16 protein-coding genes and 1 tRNA gene are annotated in these 18,616 nt (G+C 63.6%); 6 read left to right on the top strand and 11 right to left on the bottom strand.

Going from position 1 to position 18,616, the window contains the following annotated elements; translation table 11 throughout:
- Positions 1–60 precede the first annotated feature (60 nt).
- Positions 61–2,157: a DUF7997 domain-containing protein gene (locus ACYQ07_RS06850; protein ID WP_459879122.1), complete on the top strand. Its 2,097-nt coding sequence runs from the start codon at positions 61–63 to the stop codon at positions 2,155–2,157.
- Positions 2,158–2,283: 126 nt separating this feature from the next.
- On the opposite strand, the gene ACYQ07_RS06845 is transcribed toward ACYQ07_RS06850, so the two are convergent.
- The 3 genes from ACYQ07_RS06845 to ACYQ07_RS06835 are packed head-to-tail and all read right to left on the bottom strand — an operon-like array spanning position 2,284 to position 5,642.
- Positions 2,284–3,354, bottom strand: a complete 1,071-nt coding sequence (locus tag ACYQ07_RS06845; protein ID WP_459879120.1) for a sugar ABC transporter permease — start codon at positions 3,352–3,354, stop codon at positions 2,284–2,286.
- Positions 3,351–4,385 carry a carbohydrate ABC transporter permease gene (locus ACYQ07_RS06840; RefSeq protein ID WP_459879118.1) on the bottom strand — a complete coding sequence of 345 codons (1,035 nt, stop codon included), beginning with the start codon at positions 4,383–4,385 and terminating at the stop codon, positions 3,351–3,353. The genes ACYQ07_RS06845 and ACYQ07_RS06840 overlap by 4 nt, the downstream gene beginning before the upstream one ends.
- Before the next feature lie 21 nt (positions 4,386–4,406).
- Positions 4,407–5,642 (bottom strand): substrate-binding domain-containing protein, encoded by a 1,236-nt coding sequence (locus tag ACYQ07_RS06835; protein ID WP_459879116.1) that lies wholly within the window; start codon positions 5,640–5,642, stop codon positions 4,407–4,409.
- Between the two features lie 208 nt (positions 5,643–5,850).
- Between ACYQ07_RS06835 and ACYQ07_RS06830 the strand changes: the two genes are divergently transcribed.
- Positions 5,851–6,996, top strand: a complete 1,146-nt coding sequence (locus ACYQ07_RS06830; RefSeq protein WP_459879114.1) for an ABC transporter ATP-binding protein — start codon at positions 5,851–5,853, stop codon at positions 6,994–6,996.
- Positions 6,997–7,216: 220 nt separating this feature from the next.
- Here ACYQ07_RS06830 and citZ read toward each other — a convergent pair whose 3' ends face one another.
- On the bottom strand, positions 7,217–8,365 hold the full coding sequence (gene citZ / locus ACYQ07_RS06825; RefSeq protein WP_459879112.1) for a citrate synthase: 1,149 nt from the start codon (positions 8,363–8,365) through the stop codon (positions 7,217–7,219).
- A gap of 137 nt (positions 8,366–8,502) precedes the next feature.
- Entirely contained in the window at positions 8,503–10,410 is a 1,908-nt protein-coding gene (locus tag ACYQ07_RS06820; protein WP_459879110.1) for a PINc/VapC family ATPase, read from the bottom strand.
- Between the two features lie 134 nt (positions 10,411–10,544).
- On the opposite strand from ACYQ07_RS06820, the gene ACYQ07_RS06815 reads away from it, so the two are divergent.
- Positions 10,545–11,660, top strand: a complete 1,116-nt coding sequence (locus tag ACYQ07_RS06815) for a M20 family metallopeptidase (protein ID WP_459879108.1) — start codon at positions 10,545–10,547, stop codon at positions 11,658–11,660.
- Between the two features lie 427 nt (positions 11,661–12,087).
- Positions 12,088–12,321, top strand: coding sequence for an RDD family protein (locus ACYQ07_RS06810; protein WP_459880258.1), 234 nt, complete (start codon positions 12,088–12,090; stop codon positions 12,319–12,321).
- Positions 12,322–12,850: 529 nt separating this feature from the next.
- On the opposite strand, the gene ACYQ07_RS06805 is transcribed toward ACYQ07_RS06810, so the two are convergent.
- Positions 12,851–13,717, bottom strand: coding sequence for a DUF7847 domain-containing protein (locus ACYQ07_RS06805; protein ID WP_459879106.1), 867 nt, complete (start codon positions 13,715–13,717; stop codon positions 12,851–12,853).
- A gap of 102 nt (positions 13,718–13,819) precedes the next feature.
- The gene (locus ACYQ07_RS06800) at positions 13,820–14,065 is read right to left on the bottom strand and encodes a PRC-barrel domain-containing protein (protein WP_459879104.1); all 246 of its coding nucleotides are present in this window, start codon (positions 14,063–14,065) and stop codon (positions 13,820–13,822) included.
- A 106-nt stretch (positions 14,066–14,171) separates the two neighbouring features.
- Between ACYQ07_RS06800 and ACYQ07_RS06795 the strand changes: the two genes are divergently transcribed.
- Positions 14,172–14,516, top strand: coding sequence for a helix-turn-helix domain-containing protein (locus ACYQ07_RS06795; protein ID WP_459879102.1), 345 nt, complete (start codon positions 14,172–14,174; stop codon positions 14,514–14,516).
- A 2-nt stretch (positions 14,517–14,518) separates the two neighbouring features.
- Positions 14,519–14,830: a DUF7521 family protein gene (locus ACYQ07_RS06790; RefSeq protein ID WP_459879100.1), complete on the top strand. Its 312-nt coding sequence runs from the start codon at positions 14,519–14,521 to the stop codon at positions 14,828–14,830.
- A 211-nt stretch (positions 14,831–15,041) separates the two neighbouring features.
- On the opposite strand, the gene ACYQ07_RS06785 is transcribed toward ACYQ07_RS06790, so the two are convergent.
- The 4 genes from ACYQ07_RS06785 to ACYQ07_RS06770 form a co-directional block, all read right to left on the bottom strand.
- Positions 15,042–16,208 (bottom strand): ISH3 family transposase, encoded by a 1,167-nt coding sequence (locus tag ACYQ07_RS06785; RefSeq protein WP_459879098.1) that lies wholly within the window; start codon positions 16,206–16,208, stop codon positions 15,042–15,044.
- A gap of 1,240 nt (positions 16,209–17,448) precedes the next feature.
- A tRNA-Gln gene (locus tag ACYQ07_RS06780) sits at positions 17,449–17,521 on the bottom strand.
- A 106-nt stretch (positions 17,522–17,627) separates the two neighbouring features.
- Positions 17,628–18,059 carry a metal-dependent transcriptional regulator gene (locus ACYQ07_RS06775; RefSeq protein WP_459879096.1) on the bottom strand — a complete coding sequence of 144 codons (432 nt, stop codon included), beginning with the start codon at positions 18,057–18,059 and terminating at the stop codon, positions 17,628–17,630.
- 22 nt (positions 18,060–18,081) lie between these two features.
- The gene (locus tag ACYQ07_RS06770; protein WP_459879094.1) at positions 18,082–18,567 is read right to left on the bottom strand and encodes a ferritin family protein; all 486 of its coding nucleotides are present in this window, start codon (positions 18,565–18,567) and stop codon (positions 18,082–18,084) included.
- Positions 18,568–18,616 lie beyond the last annotated feature (49 nt).

The following is an 18,616-nucleotide window of genomic DNA, read 5'->3' as shown; positions in this document are numbered from 1 at the left end:
GAAATAGTGAAGGAGAATTACACCAAAGATTGATAGCGTGTGAGCGTCTTTTCGACGCTAATGCAACTGCGCGACGCACTGGACGACTACAAGCGCCACGCCGACGACGGCGCGCGCTTCCCTGGCGAGCGCCGCACCGTCTCCGGGCGGTTTACGGGGGCGGACGGACGGCTGGTACACGTCGATGCGGGCGGCCAACTTCGGGACTTCGGCTACCCGCTCACCGGCGAATCGGGACTCGCCGACTCACGGATCGGCCTCGAAGTCGACGGCGACGTAACGTGGCTGGACGCCGTCGAGACAACGCAGACGTATCTGGACGAGACCACCGTCGTGCGAACGGTCCACGAGGCCGATGTCGGGACGGTAACTCGTCACGACCTGACCGTCGGCGACGCCCACCTGACGCACGCGAGCATCGAGCCGACGTCGGGCATCGACGCCGACGACTGTGCACTCGTCGTCTACGCCGCGTTCGCGCCCGACGGCCGGGACGACCGAGTCGGCCAGCTCCGCTACGAGGACGCCGTCGAGGTGTACCACGCGGACGAACACGACTTCCTCGCGAGCGCGACCGGCTTCGCGGCGCTGCGGGGCCACCTTCCCACGACGTTCCCCGAACTGCTGGACGCGACGCCGGTCGAGCGCCCCCGGAGCCGCGACGGCGACCGCTACGAGGAGGAGCGGCTCTCCGGCGAGGTCGTCATCGACGCCCCGTTCGTCGACGGCGAGACGACGGTCGGAACCCTGCTGACCGACCGGACGGAGACGGACCGCGAGGCCGCCCGTGAGCACCTGGCGGAGCTGTTCGAGACGCTCAACTCGCCAGACGCGATGGTGGCGGCGAGCGCGGAGTCGCTGCCGACGCTTCCGAGCGACGTGCCCGAGCCCGAGACGCTCGCGGCTGATCTCCGCGTGCTCTCGCTGCTCTCGGCGGAGACGGGATTGCGCATCGCCGGTCCCGATTTTGACCCCTACTACCGTCACTCGGGCGGCTACGGCTACACCTGGTTCCGCGACGACGCCGAGATCTCGACGTTCCTGCTCGGCGCCGACGACCGGCTCGGGCTCGGGCTCGACGACTGGCACGCCCGCTCCGCGGCGATGTACGTCGCCACGCAGCGACCGGACGGCTCGTGGCCCCACCGCGTGTGGCCCCGCGACGGCTCCATTGCCCCCGGCTGGGCCAACGCCCGGATCGAGGACGGGCCGGACGTGGACTATCAGGCCGACCAGACCGGCAGCGTGATCGCCTATCTCGCGCAGGCACGGGCCGCCGGCGTCGACGTGGACGACCTCGACGCCACCCTCGTGCGGGCGCTCGCCGGCCTCGACGAGACGCTCGCGGAGGACGGCCGCCCCGTCCCCTGTCAGAACGCCTGGGAGGACATGACCGGCCGGTTCACGCACACGACCGCGACGTTTCTGGAGGCGTACAGCGAGCTCGCGCTCCACGGCGACGGGCTGGACGCGGCCGCCGAAAGTGCGAACGTAGACTCCGACGCCCTCGACGATGTCGCGGACCCTGCCGCCCACGCCGCCGAGCGCGCCCGCGAGGTGTACGACGCGCTCGACGACCTCTGGGTGCCCGAGCGGGAGTGTTACGCGCTACGCGAGACGCTCGACGGCGAAACCGACGACCGCTACGACTCCGCGACGCTGGCGCTCGCGAGCGCACATCGCTCCTATGACGAGGCGATCGACGGCGGCGTCGACGCCGACCGGCTCGGCCGGCTGGTGAGCCACGTCGAGACCGTCGTCGACGAGCTCTCCCACGAGACGGACGCCATCTCCGGACTCGTCCGCTACGAGGGCGACGGCTGGCGGACGAACGGGCAGGCGTCCGAGAAGGTGTGGACGGTGTCGACCGCGTGGGGGGCCAACGCCTGCGCGGAACTCGCCGTCCTCCTCGCCGACCACGACGATCCGCGCGCCGAACGGCTGGCCGAGCGCGCCCGCGAGCTGCTCGCGGAAGTCTCGCCCGGCGGGTCGCTGTGTGAGCCGACGAGCTATCTCCCCGAGCAGTTCTTCGACGACGGCACGCCCGACAGCGCGACGCCGCTCGGGTGGCCCCACGCGATCCGGCTCGACACGGTCGCGTTGCTCGCGGAGGAGGAACTACTCGACGACGAGCGCGTCGTCGCGAACGACGACTGAACGGCCTCACAGAGCGGTCTCCCGACTCTTCTTCATCTCGTACGCCACGACGAAGCCCGTGCCCCGGTGATACGTGTGCGCCGTCGACAACCAAACGACGGGGGAGAAGAGAAGAACGGAAGAGAGCTACCCTTCCATGCCGCCGAACGAGAGCCCACTCTCGACGGACCGCTGGGCGAGGAAGTAGACGATCGCAACCGGCAGCGCAAAGAGGTTCGCGAACGCCGCGAACCGCGTCCAGGGAGTCTGGAACCGGCCCTCGGTCGCGAGATTGTACAGCTCGACGGAGAGCGGGTAGTTCTCGGGACTGAGCAGCGTCTGGGCGATGATGAACTCGTTCCAGCCCGCGAGCCAGACGAAGATGAGGATGACGGCCAGCCCGGGCTTCGTCAGCGGGATGATGATCTCCCGGATCGTCTGCAGGAAGCTCGCGCCGTCGACCATCGCCGCCTCCTCGTAGGAGACGGGGATGTTGTCCATGTACGTCTTCAACAGCCAGGTGTTGAAGGGGATCGCGCCGGCAGCGTAGAACAGTCCGAGGACGAACAGGTTGTTCGTCAGGCCGTACGTGCTGAAAAGCGAGTAGAGCGCGACGAGCGTCGCGATCGACAGCCCGGCGCCGATCTGGGTGAACAGCACGTAGCCGTAGAGGATCCGCTTGCGAGCGATGAAGCTCCGGCGAGAGAACGCGTACGCTCCGGGGACGATCATCGCGAAGCCGGCGACGATCGTCACGGAGACGAGATAGAGGCTGTTGAACAGCGCACCCGGGCCGGTTTCGGTGCCGATCCAGTTGACGCCGAGGGGGATCAGTCCGCTCCCACCGCCGATGACGAGCTGGGGATAGCCCCAGTCGCCGTCCTCGAAGAAGAAGTCGGACTCGAAGATCACCCAGCGGTAGGCGTCGAGGTTGTACGTCGCCGGGTCGGGGAAGATCCCCTGCGTGTTGAACAGCCGCGTTCCTTCGGCGAACGACGCCGCCGTGATCCAGTACAGCGGGAACAGCAACACGAGCAGCATCGCGACGCCGAACGCCGTCATGAGGACGCTCTTGAACACGTCGAACGCGGTGCGCTCGCCGGTACGAACGTCGTGGACCGCCCGCTGGACCATCAGGACGAACCGCTTGGGCGTCATCGCGAAGTGAACGAGCTTGGCGACGAGCAGCCGTACCGCGTCGCGGATCGCATCCCTCATCCGTCCACCCCCTCCGCGAGGCGGCCGTATTTGACGGCCACATACATGAACAGGCCGATGAAGGCGATCGCCACGATCAGGATCGCCGCCGACAGCCCGAACTCGTTGAAGCTGATCGCTTCACGGTAGCCGTACACGATGATCAGCTCGTTTTGGCGCGAGGGGCCACCCTGGTTGAACACCCACGGGATCAGGAACTGTTGGAACGACGTTGCTCCCGTGAGGATCGACGCGAACAGTACGGGTCGTTTGATCGAGGGGAGCGTCACCGTGTAGAACCGCTGTAGGTAGCCGGCGCCGTCCACCATGGCCGCCTCGTGCAGCTCTCGCGGGACGTCCTGGAGCGCGCTCACGATGATGATCACCATGAACGGGTACGCCAGCCACACCTCGGTGGTGACGTACGCGAAGAAGGCCGACCAGCGGCCGCTGAGAAAGCCGACCGGGAGCTCGACCAGCAGGGCGGTCGGTGCCGTGATCGCCGCGAAGAACACGACGGCGTCAACTGCACCGAACAGGCCGACTACCGCGGTGTTGTAGTAGTCGAGCATCACGTTGAACACGCCGAACCGGGCATCGCTGAACATCCCACGCCACACCGTGATGGTGAAGATGGCCGGGAAGCCGAGCGGGACGATCGCCGCCGCGCGCATGTAGCGCTTGCCGGCGACGCGGGCATGGTTCAACAGCAGGGCGATGCCGACGGCGACGAACACCTTGATCACCAGCGAGACGGCGACGAACGCCCAGGTGATCGACATCGAGGTCCAGAACTGTGAGTCCGTGAGGAGTTGGGCGTAGTTGTCGAGGCCGATTAGCTCTGCGCCGCCGCCGATCACCGAGCCGGCGAAGGTCGCGTCGGTCAGCGAGATGTAAAACAGGTAGAAGATCGGGTAGAGCATGAACGCCGAAAACAGCACGATGCCCGGAAGCACGAGCAGCAGCGCCCAGTCACGTCTGGTGAACGGAAGGGCACCGCCGATCCGTGACAGCGTGCTTTCGCTCGACCCGGTCCCCGTTGAGGTGGCCATATTGGTTGGTGAGGTGGTTGGTTAGAGGCTGTCGCGGATCTCCTCGGCGGCCTGGTCGAGGGCGTCGTCACCGTCCTGATCCCCGTTGAACACGCGGGTCAACGCCTCCTCCAGCGGGTCCCACACGTTGTCCATGTCGGGGTGGGTCGGCATCGGGGTGCCGCGGTCCACCTGCTCGGCGAACGCCTGGACCGGACCGTCGAGGTCGTTACCGTCGACGACGTCCTGAAGTACGGGGATCAGACCGTGTCGATCGGCGTTGTTCGTGACCGCCTCCTCGTTCGTCGTGTACCACTCCGCGAACTCCGTGAGCGCGTCGACTGCGTCGTCGCCGGACTCCTCCAGCATCGCGCTGAAGTAGATCATCTGGATTCCGGTGTAGTTGCGGGGATGGTTCCCCTCAATGGTCGGGAGCGTGGTGACGCCGAGGTTGTCGATCTCGTCGTCGAGGTTGCCGATCTCCCACGGGCCGTTGATCGCGAACGGCGCGAGCCCGTCGGCGAACGCGACGATCTGCGACTCGTATCCGGGGTCGGCGGGAACGTAGTCGAACAGGCGTTCGAGCTGACCGAGTCCCTGTTTCACCTCGTCGGAGTCGAGCGTGACCTCGAGGTTCTCCTCGTCGAAGATGTTGCCGCCGTACGCCTGCAGGAACCCGCTGACGAAGTAGGGGTCCGTGACGGGATATGAGAGCCCGTACTCGCCTGCTTCGGGGTCGTGGAACTCGTCCATGATGTCGATCATCTCGTCGAGCGTCTCGGGCGGCTCGTCGACCATGTCCTCGTTGTAGAACAGCGACACCGTCTCGGAAGCGAACGGCAAGCCGTAGAGCCCGCCGTCGAACTGGACCGCTTCCTGGGCAGGTTCGGTGTAGACATCGAGATCGAGGTCAATGTCGTCAGACGCATCGTAGAGGAACGCCGGCTCATCACGCACGGCGAACCGGCCGACCCAGTCGTGTGCCCAGACCCATCCGTCCGGGCCGTCGCCGGCCGGAATCGCCGTGTCGAGCTGCTCGTCGAGCTCGCCACCGGGCTCCTCGAGAGCCACCTCGAGGTCCGTTTCGGCCTCGAATTCGTCGGCCATGGACATGAAGTCTTCACCTTCCGCTTCCTCCATGTCGATCCACATCGTGGCGTCCGCCTCCTCGTCGATGTCCTCGGGACTGTCGTCACCGAGACTCACACACCCTGCAAACGCCGCCAGCGCACTCGATCCCCCGATCGCCTTCAACAGATTCCGTCGGTTCTTGTACATGGTACGTAACGAATGATGAATTACGTTTTCACTCATTTAGTCTTTTGGGTCGATTCGGTAGAACCGGCAGGAGAGAAGTTTAACAGGTCGAATACTGGTAAATCCGGCATGAGGCGGGTTTCTCAGTGAATTCGAGAGATAGTTGTTCATCAAAAATTCGAAAAACGGGAAAACACTAATACGGTCGTACACAATTGGTAGTTACTAAATGGCGGATGTAACGCTCGAGAAGCTACGAAAGGAGTTCGACAGGGGGACGATCGTCGCGGTCGACGACATCGATCTGGAGATCGAGGACGGGGAGTTCATTACGGTCGTCGGTCCCTCGGGGTGCGGGAAGACCACCACGCTCCGGATGGTGGCAGGGCTAGAGGAGCCAACATCCGGGAAGATCCGGTTCGACGGCGAGGACGTGACCGACATCCACGCCAAAAACCGGCCAGTGGCGATGGTGTTCCAGAACTACGCGCTGTACCCCCACAAGACCGTGATGGGTAACATGGAGTTCGGCCTTCGGATGAGCACGGAGATGGGCGAGGAGGCCCGTCGTGAGCGCGTCACGGAGATGGCGGAGATGATGGGGATCGGCGACCTCCTCGACGACAAGCCGGACGAGCTCTCCGGTGGTCAGAAACAGCGTGTCGCGCTCGGGCGTGCGATCGCCCGCGAACCGGAGGTGTTCCTGTTCGACGAGCCGCTCTCGAACCTCGACGCCAAGCTTCGGACGGAGATGCGCGCCGAGATCCAGAAGCTCCAGCAGGAGTTCGGCGTCACCGCGATGTACGTCACCCACGACCAGGAGGAGGCGATGACGATGGGCGACCGGCTCGCGATCCTCAACGACGGCAAACTCCAGCAGGTCGGGAAGCCGACTGCCGTCTACGAGAACCCGATCAACCGGTTCGTCGCCGGCTTTATCGGCTCGCCCTCGATGAACTTCTTCGAGGTGGACGTCGAGCGGGCCGAGACCGGCGTCACGCTAGTGAACGAGTCGGCCGGCTTCCAGCTCGACCTCTCGGCGGAGTACGTCGCCGACCACGCGCTCGACGCCGAGACGTACACGCTCGGCGTGCGTCCCGAGAACGTCCGCATCCACGAGGAGCTCGACGGCGACGAGGCCGCGACCACCACCGTCGAGGTCGTCGAGCCCATCGGCTCCGACAACTACGTCCACCTCGACCTGTGTGAGGATTTCCTCGCCCGGTCGAAACCGTCGATCAAGCCAGAATCCGGCGACGAGGTCGGCGTGAGCTTCGTCGAGGAGGCGATCCATCTCTTCGACGTGGGGACCGGAGAGAACGTCTTTTACGACCCGAACCGGGATGCCGAAGAGCCGACGCCGGCGGCCCGCTGATCCGGGCCGTGAGGTGGCCGGTGCCACAGCCGGGGTCGAGTACGCGCTCGCCGGGCGACGGGTCGAGCAGGTCGAGCACGTCGGCGCCGTACTCGAAGACGAACCCGTGTGAGTCGTCGTAGGCGTCCGTGTCCCAGTCGTCGGTCATTCCGTGGAATAGGCAGCGACTTAGAAATGAGGCGGCAGCGGTCGGCGTGTGGCGCGAGCGCGACGACCGACTCTACCGCTCGTCGATCGGCACGAACTCCGCGTTCTCGGGGCCGGTGTAGCGTGCCCGCGGGCGGATGAGCCGATTGTCCTCCTGGTACTCCATCGTGTGGGCGATCCAGCCGCCGGCGCGGCTCATCGCGAAGATGGGCGTGTACATGTCCATCGGAATGCCCAGGTGGTCGTAGACGGAGCCGGAGTAGAAGTCGACGTTGGGGGCGATCCCCTTCTCGACTAACCCCTCGTCGGTGAGGTACTCCTCGATGGCGGTGGTGTAGTCGAGCCACTTGGTGTCGCCGGAGGACTCCGAGAGGTCACGCAGTTTCTCCTCGAGAATCTTCGCGCGCGGGTCCTTCACCTTGTAGACGCGGTGGCCGAAGCCGGGGATGCGCCCGCCGGCCTCCCGCGTGTCCTTCGCCCACTGGACCGGGTCCTTATCGGAGGCGTCGACCTCGTGGAGCATCTCCATCACGTCCTGATTGGCGCCGCCGTGCAGCGAGCCGGAGAGCGCACCGATGCCGCCGGTCACACAGGAGTAGATGTCGGCCATCGTCGAGCCGATGACGATGGACGTGAACGTGGAGGCGTTGAGCCCGTGGTCGGCGTGGAGCGTTAACGCCATGTCGAACGTCTCCTCGCTCACGTCGTCGGGCTCGGCGCCGGTGAGCATGTAGAGGAAGTTGCCGGCGTGTGAGAGCTCCGGGTCCGGCTCAACCGGCTCCTCGCCCTGACGAACGCGCTCGAAGGCCGCCAGCACCGTCGGGATCTTCGCGGTGATCCGGCGTCCCTTCCGGAGCGTGGCGTCGAGATCCTCGGGCTCGGCGTCGGCCTCCGGCTCGTACGCGGAGAGCATCGACGTGGCCGTCCGGAGCGCCGCCATCGGCGACTCGCCGGCGTCGGCCATCATCGTGACGGCGTCGAGCACGTCGTCGTCGACGGCGCGCTCGGCCGCGAGATTGTCCGCGAACTCGTCGAGCTCCGCGCGCGACGGCAGCTCGCCGTTCCACAGCAGATACAGCACTTCCTCGTAAGAGGCACCGCGAGCGAGATCCTCGATGTCGTAGCCGCGGTACACGAGCTTGCCGATCTCCCCGTCGACGTGGCTCAGTGCGGACTCCGCGACGAGAACACCTTCCAACCCCCGCTTTAACTCGTCTGACATACGCTAGTGGTTCCCACTACCCTCCAAAAAGCGTTATCTTTCAGGAGGATTGAAATACGTCGATCGTCGAAATAGGGTGCGTCGGACGCCGTCCGTTATTCGGGTTTCCGCCTCGATGTGGTGTCGGTCGCCGTCAGCTACCGCGCCGGGACGACCGTGATGGTGCGCTTGCGGTCGATGGCGTCCTCCAGCTCCTCGGCGATCGCCGAGCCGCGCGACACCTGCACCTCGCCGCCGCGCCCGACGGTCGCGGTGAAGAGGTACTCGCCGTCGGCACGCACCTCCACGGTCTCGCCCACGTCGGTTTCAGCGTTGATCACGACGTGTCGGGAGGTGATCTCCGGCTGGACGACGGTGCCGCGTTCCTCACCGACCTGGCTCCCGTTGCTGGCGGGACCGCCGGAACCGCCCGCGCTGCCCGAGCCGCCTGAACCGCTCGAACCGCCACGCCCGCCGGGCTTCTCGGAGTGGGTGCGCACGTCGATGTCGATGCCGAGACGGTTCTCGATGTCCGTGATTCGGCCGCCACCCTTTCCGATGACGGAGGCGATGTCGTCCTCCTCGACGTAGACGACGGCGTCGTTCTGGCCTTTGAGGTCCACGTCGACGTGGCCGTGCGCGACCGACCGGATCTCCCGTTCGATCTCCTTTTTGGCGATCCGGCCGACGCCGGTTTCGGCCTCTTCTTCGTCCTCGTCGCCGATGGGAACGGTGACGACCTGCCGGTTGAAGGTGTAGATCTCGAACTGGGGCGTGCCGGTCTCGAAGTCCGACACCTGAATGACCGGGCGCGCGAGGTCCTCGGCGGTGAGGCCGGCGGGCACCTTCACCTCGGTCGTCACGTCGTAGACGGTGTGGACCTCACCGGCCTCGATGTAGACGACGGTGTCGACGATCTGGGGGATCATCCCGAGCTCGACGCGGCCGACGAGCCGCTGGAGCGCGTCGATGGCGCGGGAGGCGTGGACGACGCCCACCATGCCGACGCCGGCCATCCGCATGTCCGAGAACACCTCGAAGTCGTTCGTCTTGCGCACCTCGTCGTAGATGGTGTAGTCGGGTCGGACCAAGAGGAGGGAGTCGGCGGTGTTCTCCATCTCGCCGTCGAGCGCGCCGTACTGGGTGATCTCCGGGCCGACCTGGAGGTCCCGCGGCTTCTCCATCGTCTTGACCGCGTAGTCGGAGTCGTTGAGGAACTCCGCGACCGCCTGCGCGAACGTCGACTTCCCGGCGCCGGGCGAGCCCGAGATGAGGACGCCGCGTTTCCGCTCCAAGAACCGCTCACGGAGCACGTCGGCGTTCTCGTAATCGTCCATCGTCGTCTTGGCGATGGGGCGGACCGCCGTGATCTCCGTGGCGTCCGCGAACGGCTGGCGGGCCACCGCGATCCGGTAGTTGCGATACTGGACGATGTCCATCCCGTCGCCGGCGAGTTCGACGAAGCCCTCATTGGACTGCCGGGCGAGGTTGACGATGGCGGTCGCCCACTCGTTCATCCGCTCGTCGCTCGTCACCTCGTCGTCGATGACCTCGTAGCGCATCTCGCCGAGCGAGCCGCGCTTCGCCTTCGGCTTCGTCCCCGCCTTCAGGTGGACCGACATCGTCTCGTCGGTGAACAAGTCCGCGATGGGGAGCTCCTCGACGACGCCGCGCGTGACCGGCTCGACGTACTCGACGGAGAGCCCCTTCGCGCGGGCGACCTCCGCCTGCACCACGTCGCTCGTGAGGAGGGTGGCGTCGTGCTCGGCGGCGACGTCACGGATGATCGCGTCGATCTCGCCCTCGTCGGCGCGCTCCTTCGAGCCGCCCTCGGGGCGAACCCCGACGTAGTCGAGGCTAATCGTCCCCTCGTCGGCGTACTCCGCGAGCCGCTGGAGCTCGCTCAGCCCGTCCCAGCCCGATTCGAGCCCGTCGTTCGCTTGCGATTCCAGCTCGCCAACCACGGCCTCGGGGACGACGACCGTCGCACCCTCGTAGCTGCCGCCCTCGACGCGTTCGGACACGCGGCCGTCGATGACCGCACTGGTGTCCGGTACTACGTTCATACCCCGATTCCGGGCGGGAAGCGTATAAGGGTGTTCGACGGGCCGTCCGGCGCGACCGGCTCCGGGCGTCCCGGCCGGCCGCGCGCCGACGCGGTGCCACCCGATTTTAACCGCTCGTCGCCCCACCGGGGCGTATGGACGAACTCGCGGACCTGACCGAACGGCTCGTGGCGATCCCCTCCCACGAGGACGAGACGGCCGCCGGCGACGCGGTCGAGGAGTGGCTCCGAACCGGGACCGACGCCGCCGTGGAGCGCGACGCCGTCGGCAACGTGATCGCCCGCCGGGGCGCCGCCGCCGATCCGGACGCCGACACGCTCGCGCTGGTCGGCCACCACGACGTGGTGCCGCCCGCCGAACGACAGACCGAGGGGGAGGGCACCGACGGCGCGTACGTCGTCGAGCGCCGCGACGGGCGGATCTACGGCCGCGGCACCGCCGACATGAAGGGCGCCGTCGCGGCCTGCATGCTCGCGTTCCGGGACGCCGACGTGCCCGACGGCCGCGAGCTCGCGTTCGCCTCCTTCGTCGGCGAGGAGGTCGGCGGCACCGGCGCCCGCCACGCGATCGACGAGGGGTTCGCTCCCGACTACGCGCTCGTCGCCGAGGGCTCCACCAACTACTCGAAAGCCGGCGTCACGGACGTGGTCGTCGCTCACAAGGGCCGGCGGGCCTCGACGCTCGTCGCGCGCGGCGAAGCCGCACACGCCTCCGAGCCCGACGCCGGCGAGAACGCCGTCTACCGCGCCTGTGACGCTGTTGACGTGGTCCGGGACCTCGACGCACCCGAAACGGCGGTGTTCGGCGAGACGGTGACGGGCTCCGTCGCCGTCACGAAGCTCCACGGCGGCGAGACGTGGAACGTGATCCCCGAGCGCTGCGAGGTCACCGTCGACGAGCGAACCGTCCCCGGCGAGCGCGCCGACCTCGGGCGTGCCGAGTCGGTCCACGGCGTCAAGTGGACCGTCGAGCAGGACCTCCCGCCGATGGCCTGTGAGGACGACGCGTTCGCCGCCGCCGCGCTCGCGAGCGCCCGCGACGTGCACGACCACCTGGGTCTCGACGCGCCCGAACACGTCGTCAAGCCCCACGCGACCGACGCCGGCTGGCTGACGGAAGCCGGCACGGAGCCCGTCGTCTGCGGCGCCTCCGAGCCCGGCGAGGCTCACACGAAGACCGAGAGCGTCGGCATCGACGTGCTCGACCGGTGTTACCGGATCTACGTCGACCTCGCCGAACGGGAGTGGTGAGCGGCGAGACGGCCACCCCGACACCGGCGGTCCCTCCTGAAGCCGGCGTCCTCGCGAGTTTGCGACCGAGGGCTCGACCCGCCAGGGTCGGCTCGGAGCGCCGGCGACACCGAAGCGAGCGAATGCGAGCGAGGAGCGCAGCAAGCCGCACGAGCCGTCGCCAGCTGGGGCGTTGTCGTGGTTCGTCGGCGTGCTCCCGCACTCACTGCTTACAAAGAGCCGACAGGACATTGGAGGCGTTCGCCGGCGTGGTCATCTCCCAACCACTTATCAGGTTCCGACTGGGGTTTTGCGGTCGTGTTCCCCGCGATCGGCGTCGCACCCACTCGAACAACCGGTTAAAAGGAGCCGGTTGGGAGACCTCCGTTGAAGGCCTATTCTTCGCACACACTGCATGAAATAGCCGGTCGATGAGAAGTACGGATTTCTGCTTGAGGGTCTGTACGGCTACACGCCGGGGAAATACCTACTCGGACTGGTCGTTATCAAGTCCGACGGCTCAAACTGTACCCTCGGTGCGTCAATAGTACGGAATCCGTTATGGGTTGTTGACACACTCCCGACCGGGAACATCGTCGCAATGGTATTAATACTGGTTACGGACGAAAACCAGCGAGTTGGCGATCTCGTTGTGGATACAGTCGTCGTCAAGCAACAGTAACCGGAGCGAGTCGGTATCTGCTTCAGCTGTATCGGCTGTAGACGAGCCAAAATCATCAATTCGCCCTTCCGTAGGAGATTGTTGCTACAGTCACCCGTTACAGATCTTATTCAGTAGCCGGCCGTCAGAACCGCTGAGTCGTACGTTCTCGATCCGATCGGCCCACCACGGAATCGCAAGACGGCTCTCCATCAACAATGTGCTACACAAGAGCGTCATCAATTAATAAATATTCGAACAGATCCGAAAAACCGGTACCCAGAGTCGGCGATTTTCTGAGTGAGAAAAGTTCGGTTGTTTATAATTGAATTTGGCGAGACAGCAAAATGCCGGCTGACCGCTCTCCCTTTGCTGTCGTTTCGGCCCTCCGATTCGGCTTTATTTTTGATCAGATCTCAGTTGTCCGCTCAGGATATGCCTGTACCCGGAGGAGCGGGAGTAGCAGACCGACGAACGGGACTCTGGAGACACCGTGCATGAGCCCATCGCACAGTAGCGCTCTGGGACCGATCCACGGACCCTTCTGGAGTCACAAGAAATCGTCAGTTACGTCCGGACGGAGACTGCGATACGCTCGTGCGAAGATCGCTGTAACAACCACACCAACGATCGCCGAAATCACGAGCGAAATCGGTGTCGTGATGAACTGAAAAAGTGTCCATTGACCATCGGCGGGGGGCACACCGAACCAGCCAGCACTGAAGCGCATCGTCACGAGGACGGTTCCGAAGAGGCCCAATTTGATCCGATTCCCACGCACGGCCGCCCAACTACCCTTGAACGCACCAATCACACCGCGATGGCGTACACTGATCTCGTGAAGGAGAAACAGAAAATGGAGCCAGATGACGATGAGGAGGCCGATAGTGGCGAGGACTCCGACGAGCGCGACGAGGACGAATACGATCCCAGCGTACTGATCAGGAATGCCGCCGATCTCGCCGATCGCTCCAATCGACAGGAGTAAGACGATCCCTGCGGCGAACGGAACGAGAAACAGCATGAATCCGTACAGGAGGTTGGCGATAAGACCGGAGAGCGTTGCCCGTCCGATCCGGTCGAAAATGTACGCATCGGGGATCGACTCCGTCCGTCCCCCAACGAAGGTCCTGATCGCGATGATCGAAAGTGGGATCGTAATGACGGACATGAACAAACTCGTGAGCATGACCGCGATGCTGGAAGCGATATTCGGCAGCTCACCGCCTGCCTCGATGTCGCTCCCGGGGGCGAGACCCGTCCCGATATCGATCGGGATGTAGAGCGTTCCCGCACCGAAAAACAAAAGCAACCCAGCGGTCTCAGCTGCGAGAAACAGGAATGCGAGGATCGCACCGTTTCGCGATACTGCAAGTGAAATACCATCCGAAACGACCTGCCGAATGTGGAGGGCCATTCGTTCGGCTGGATTCACGCACACAACATAGTACCCACTATCTTGTTCGCAACCGGAAGATAACGGGTGTATTTTTATATCGATTCTTGATTCGACGAACTACTACGACATCGTTGGCTCAACAAGGAGATAATCTTTTTTCGCGGAGACCGCATCGGCAGGAACGAGTACGTGGCCGTCATCAGCCTTTTTGAAACCGCCAATATCGTGTCCGTCCGGATCGACACGCAGATACTGGAGTTCGCCGGTTTCGAGATCGACGGTGATGTTCTCCAATACGCCGAGTTCCGATCCGGTCGTGGTCATGACGCTGTAGCCGCTGAGGGAGGATGCGAGGACCTGCTCCATGCCGGTGTATGTCTGCCCCGTGTAATAAAATTGGACGGCTAGAATCGACTTTCTCCCGCTGAAAAGACCGACCGTTTATACGTCGGCATGAGTCCACACTGATATTGTGAGTGAGGATTCCGGGATCGAGGGGTTGTTGTCACTCCTTGATGACGAGTACGCCCGCGGGATCCTCCTTGAAACGAGTACACAACCGATGTCTGCAAAGGACCTCGCGGAGGCGTGTGACGCCTCTCTTCCCACAATCTATCGGCGTATCGACCGCCTCTCCGAGCAGGACCTCCTTGCCGAGCGAAAGGAGTTCGGTGACGAAGGACGACACTACAGCGTGTACGAAGCCACGTTGAGCCGCGTCACGCTTGAGCTCGAGGATGGCGAGTTCTCCACAGAGATCACAACTGAGCCGCCTGATGCCGCGGACCGATTCACACAAATGTGGGAGGATATTTGACGATGACGACAACTGAACCGTTTCTGTACCTCTCGTTGCTCGCGGCAACGCTCATCGCGAGCGCACTCGGTCTGATCATCGTCTTTCAGGCCTACCGAGGATACCGACGCAACGATAGTCAGCGAATGCTGTATCTCGCAGCTGGACTCGCGTTGATCACCGTTGCCCCGTTCGGGATCTCGTTGCTGTTTACCCTCCTTGCACCGAACCTCGAGAGCGGCGAGTTCCTGCTCTCGTACGTGCTCCCGATGTCGAGCCGATTGTTCGAGATTACCGGCCTCTGTCTGATCTTGTACTCACTCTATCGTACGTAGTCGACGACTCACTTCGAGAGCAAGTCTCAGTACCTCACAAAGTATCCTCGGCTAGCTGTTTCTGAAGCTTGAGTTTTGTGTCGAAGCAGTCGTACTGACGGTCTCGACAAAGAAATCACGGATGGATCGATGGTGAGCTGTCGCTGTCGGCGGCGGTCAGCCGCCGACGCGACAGCGTCGCCACTCACTCCGCTGGCTTGCTCGTCGGTGGTTAGCGGTGGAATCGGTCGTCAGGTGGCCGATTCGCGGGGACGGCCCGACGCACCGCGAGGACCGTCCACGCAGCTCGTCGAATCATATTGACGAACTCCTTGTACGGCCACCACCAGAGGCGACGCCCGCCTCGGCGGGGCGTCGCCACATATTCGTAGTGGAGGTACCGCCAGACGTTCTGTAAGAGCAGGCTCACCACGACGTACAGCAGCCGTACCGTTGGATCTCGTGTTGTTGTTGTCGCTATCGCTTGCTCAAACAAGCGATAGCTCGACTCGATACCGAACCGCTTGCTGTAGTGGTATCGAGCGTCTCGTGGTGAGTCGATGAACGGCGCGTCAGCGGCGTAGCCGTGACGCGCTATCCCGTTCTCGTCATACTTCCCGTTTAGGTACGTACAGTCGATGTAGACGGGAAACTCGACGGTCCAGCTGTGACCGTCGAGTTTCCCCGTCAGATCATGCTGAATGACGCGGCTCCACCCTTTCGAGAGCTCTTGCTGAATCGTCTCACCCCACCGGATGATCGGGATCACGTACGCGTAATCGTGCGCTTGAAGCAGCGTGAGGCACTTACTGTCGTAGAATCCACGATCAAGGTAGACGGCCTTGACCTTGGTGTCAAGGCCGTCAAGGACACCGAGGAACTCAGCGAGGACGCTGCTGGCGGTATCGCCGTCTTCGAGACGGCGTACCGCCAGCGTGTAGCGTTTGTTCTTCACACGCGCGTAGAGTGTGGCGTAGGCGTGGAACGCGGTGGTTCCACGCTTTGCGACCGAATGATAGAGGCCGTCTGTGTCGTCTTCGTCACCGTAGTAGGGTCGCAGGTGGAGGTCTACGCAGACCTCCACCTGCTCGGGAAGTAGTTCATCGAGGTCCTTCCGAAGAAGCGTATTAGCGACTCGTTCGAGCCGATCCGGCTCGAACTTCGTCCGAAGATGGTAGAGGATCGTGTTCCCAGTCGGTGTGTTCTGGCTCGACGCACAGAGCGTAGAGACAGAGGTCCCGTCGGCGCACGCGCCGACGAGGACCTCATAGATGTCCTCAGCAGTGATTTCAGCATTATTCGCTAAGGAGAGCGGAACTTCCTCGTCAAGCCGGTTGACGAGAAAGTTAAGAAGCTGGTCCTCGTGGATCACACCGTCTGCTTGCTTGTTGGAGTGCACATCCTCAGCAAGCAGACGTTCTAACTAACCGGCTTTGTGAAGTACTGAGTCTCCCAAAACAAGAGGCTCCGTTAGCTCTGTTGGAATCCTCTTTTTCAGACACAAATTCAGTACCTCACAAAGTAATTTGAGTGATATTACCGTAATTTAGCCGATTTATACGGTAGCCGCTGCTGTCCCGCGGTTTAGTGTGGTTATTCAGCAAGTTGATCAGCGAGGATCCGTGCGAGCTCAGCTTCATCTCGACTGAGCGCGATCGTCGACGCGGTGCCGACCGCGTCGGCTACACTGTCACATTCGTACTCAGTCATCACAGCGAGAACCTGCTGAAACACCTCGTCAGAAACCGTAATCGTGTGGTTCCCTTCTGGCGGCATAGCCTCTCATGGATCTCTATTACAGTAAATAGCTTTGGAATTACCGTAATATCAGCTAACTAGCTTTGTGAGGTACTGAAATTTGGATAAAACAGCCGGTCGATGAGACCTGCTTGTTGATCGAGATCGGGAGTCGGTGTTTCAGGTGAGAGGGTGCGGCGTTTATGAGTGAGGCGTTGGTGGAGTTGTGGTTCGTTTATAAGCAGAGGTTGACCGGTGAGTTGCTGGTTTTGTGCTGGTGAGGACCGCCTGCAAAGCCCCAGCCGGCTCCGGTCGAGGGTTCCGGAAGACGGTCCGGCTCGCGCCCGTTGGGCGCTCGCCGGCTGCGACTTCCGTCGTCCCGCTCGCTGCTCACGGCTTCGCCGTTCGCTATCGAGAGCTCCCTCCGGTCGCTCTCGCCCTGCTCGCGGGACCCTCGCTGCGCGCTCAAAAGGCCTCTCCGCACGGCCCGGCCTTTTGAGTGCTTGCGTCGGCCGTCTTCCCGGAGCCGGCTGCCCCTTTGAGTCCCACCCCGTACCACACAGCACCGCACCTCACGCCTCCCCAGCCTCGTCGTCGCCTGCGGCGACGACTCCCTCGCGCGCCGGCGAGCACCCGCTGGGCGCTCGCCGGGCGCGCCACCGCACAGCATGACCGTTTATAAGGGAAGCGTCGATGTCACTCTCGTTTGTTTATATACTCTGACGCAACCGACGATCTGCAACACCTACTCCCGATATCACTCACCGAGGAGTCTGTATAGACCGCAGCACGGTCTGAATTTGTCACCTGCTAAGGTTTTCAACAGAGCCACCTCGCCCACTTTCCATTCCCTAGTTCGAATTCGTGATGCGGCTATTCGCGATCACGTCGTTCGCGCAAAATAGTCTCGGGCGGATTCGAACCGCCGTCATGGGCTCCAAAGGCCCATATGATTGGCCACTACACCACGAGACTTCGTCTTCTTGTTGCCGTTGGGCACTCAAGTAGGTTACTTTCCGCGGTGAGCAGCGCCTGCGTCGGCGGGCGCCGGCAAGCGCTGGCCCCGCAGCCCTCGCCGCCCTCAGTCCGCCGACTCGAACGCGAGTTCGAGGCAGGCACAGGCGTCCGTCTCGGGGTCGAAACAGTCGGGACACTCGGGCTCGCGGTCGATGATCGTGTCGAGGCGCTCGGCGACCGTGCCGTCGATGACGGCCTCCAGCTCGCGGGCCTCCTCGCGGAACTCCTCGACGCCGAGCACGTTCGCGAGGAAGCGCTCGATGATGCAGTAGGTGGAGAGCGCGTCCCGGGCGCGGACGATGCCGTCGTCGGTGAGCTGAACTCCCTTGTACTTCTCGTGTTCGGCGAGGCCGCGCTCCTCCAGTTTGCCGATCATCTCGTTCGCGCTCGCGGGGCTGACGCCGAGCGCGTCGGCGATAGCGCCCGTAGAAGCGGGTCCATCCTCCTGTTTCTGGACGACGTAGATCGTCTTGAGATACTGGTCGGCGGTGTTCACGCGTGCCCTCCGTCGCCGCCGTTCATCGTTCCTCCATGATCTCGGTTACCTCGCGCACTCCCTCCGCTTCCTCCTCGCGGATGGTTCGGAGCGTGTCGAGCAGCTCCTCGCGATCCAGCGAGAACTCCGTGTCGGAGTCCTCGATCGCCTTGATGAGGTCGTCGTAGAACTTGTAGGCTGTCTCCTCGTTACAGAGCTGGTCGTAGAGTACGCCGTCGAAGTCGTTCGGCTGCGTGCGCCCGTAGCGCGCCTCCACGAGCGACTCGATCTCGTCGAACGGCACGCTATCGACGCCCAGCCCCTCGATGAGGTTCTCCAGTCGCTCGCGGTGTTCGGCCGACTCCTCGGCGGCGTGCTCCAACAGCTCCTCGATGTCCTCGTCGAGCTCCTCGTCGAGGCTCCGGTAGTGGTGGTACGCCCGCGCCTCCACGACCTCCTCCAGCACGATGCCGATCTGGAGCAGGCGTGCGAGCTGGTCGTCGGACTGGACGCTGTGTCCGACGCTCACGGTCGCCACCCGGACGGTACACCCGTTCGCATACGACCACACGTCGGGG

The sequence above is a fragment of the Halorubrum gandharaense genome (assembly GCF_054654575.1).
Note: the sequence above shows the minus strand (reverse complement) of the source record. Positions and strands in the feature narration are given on the sequence as shown.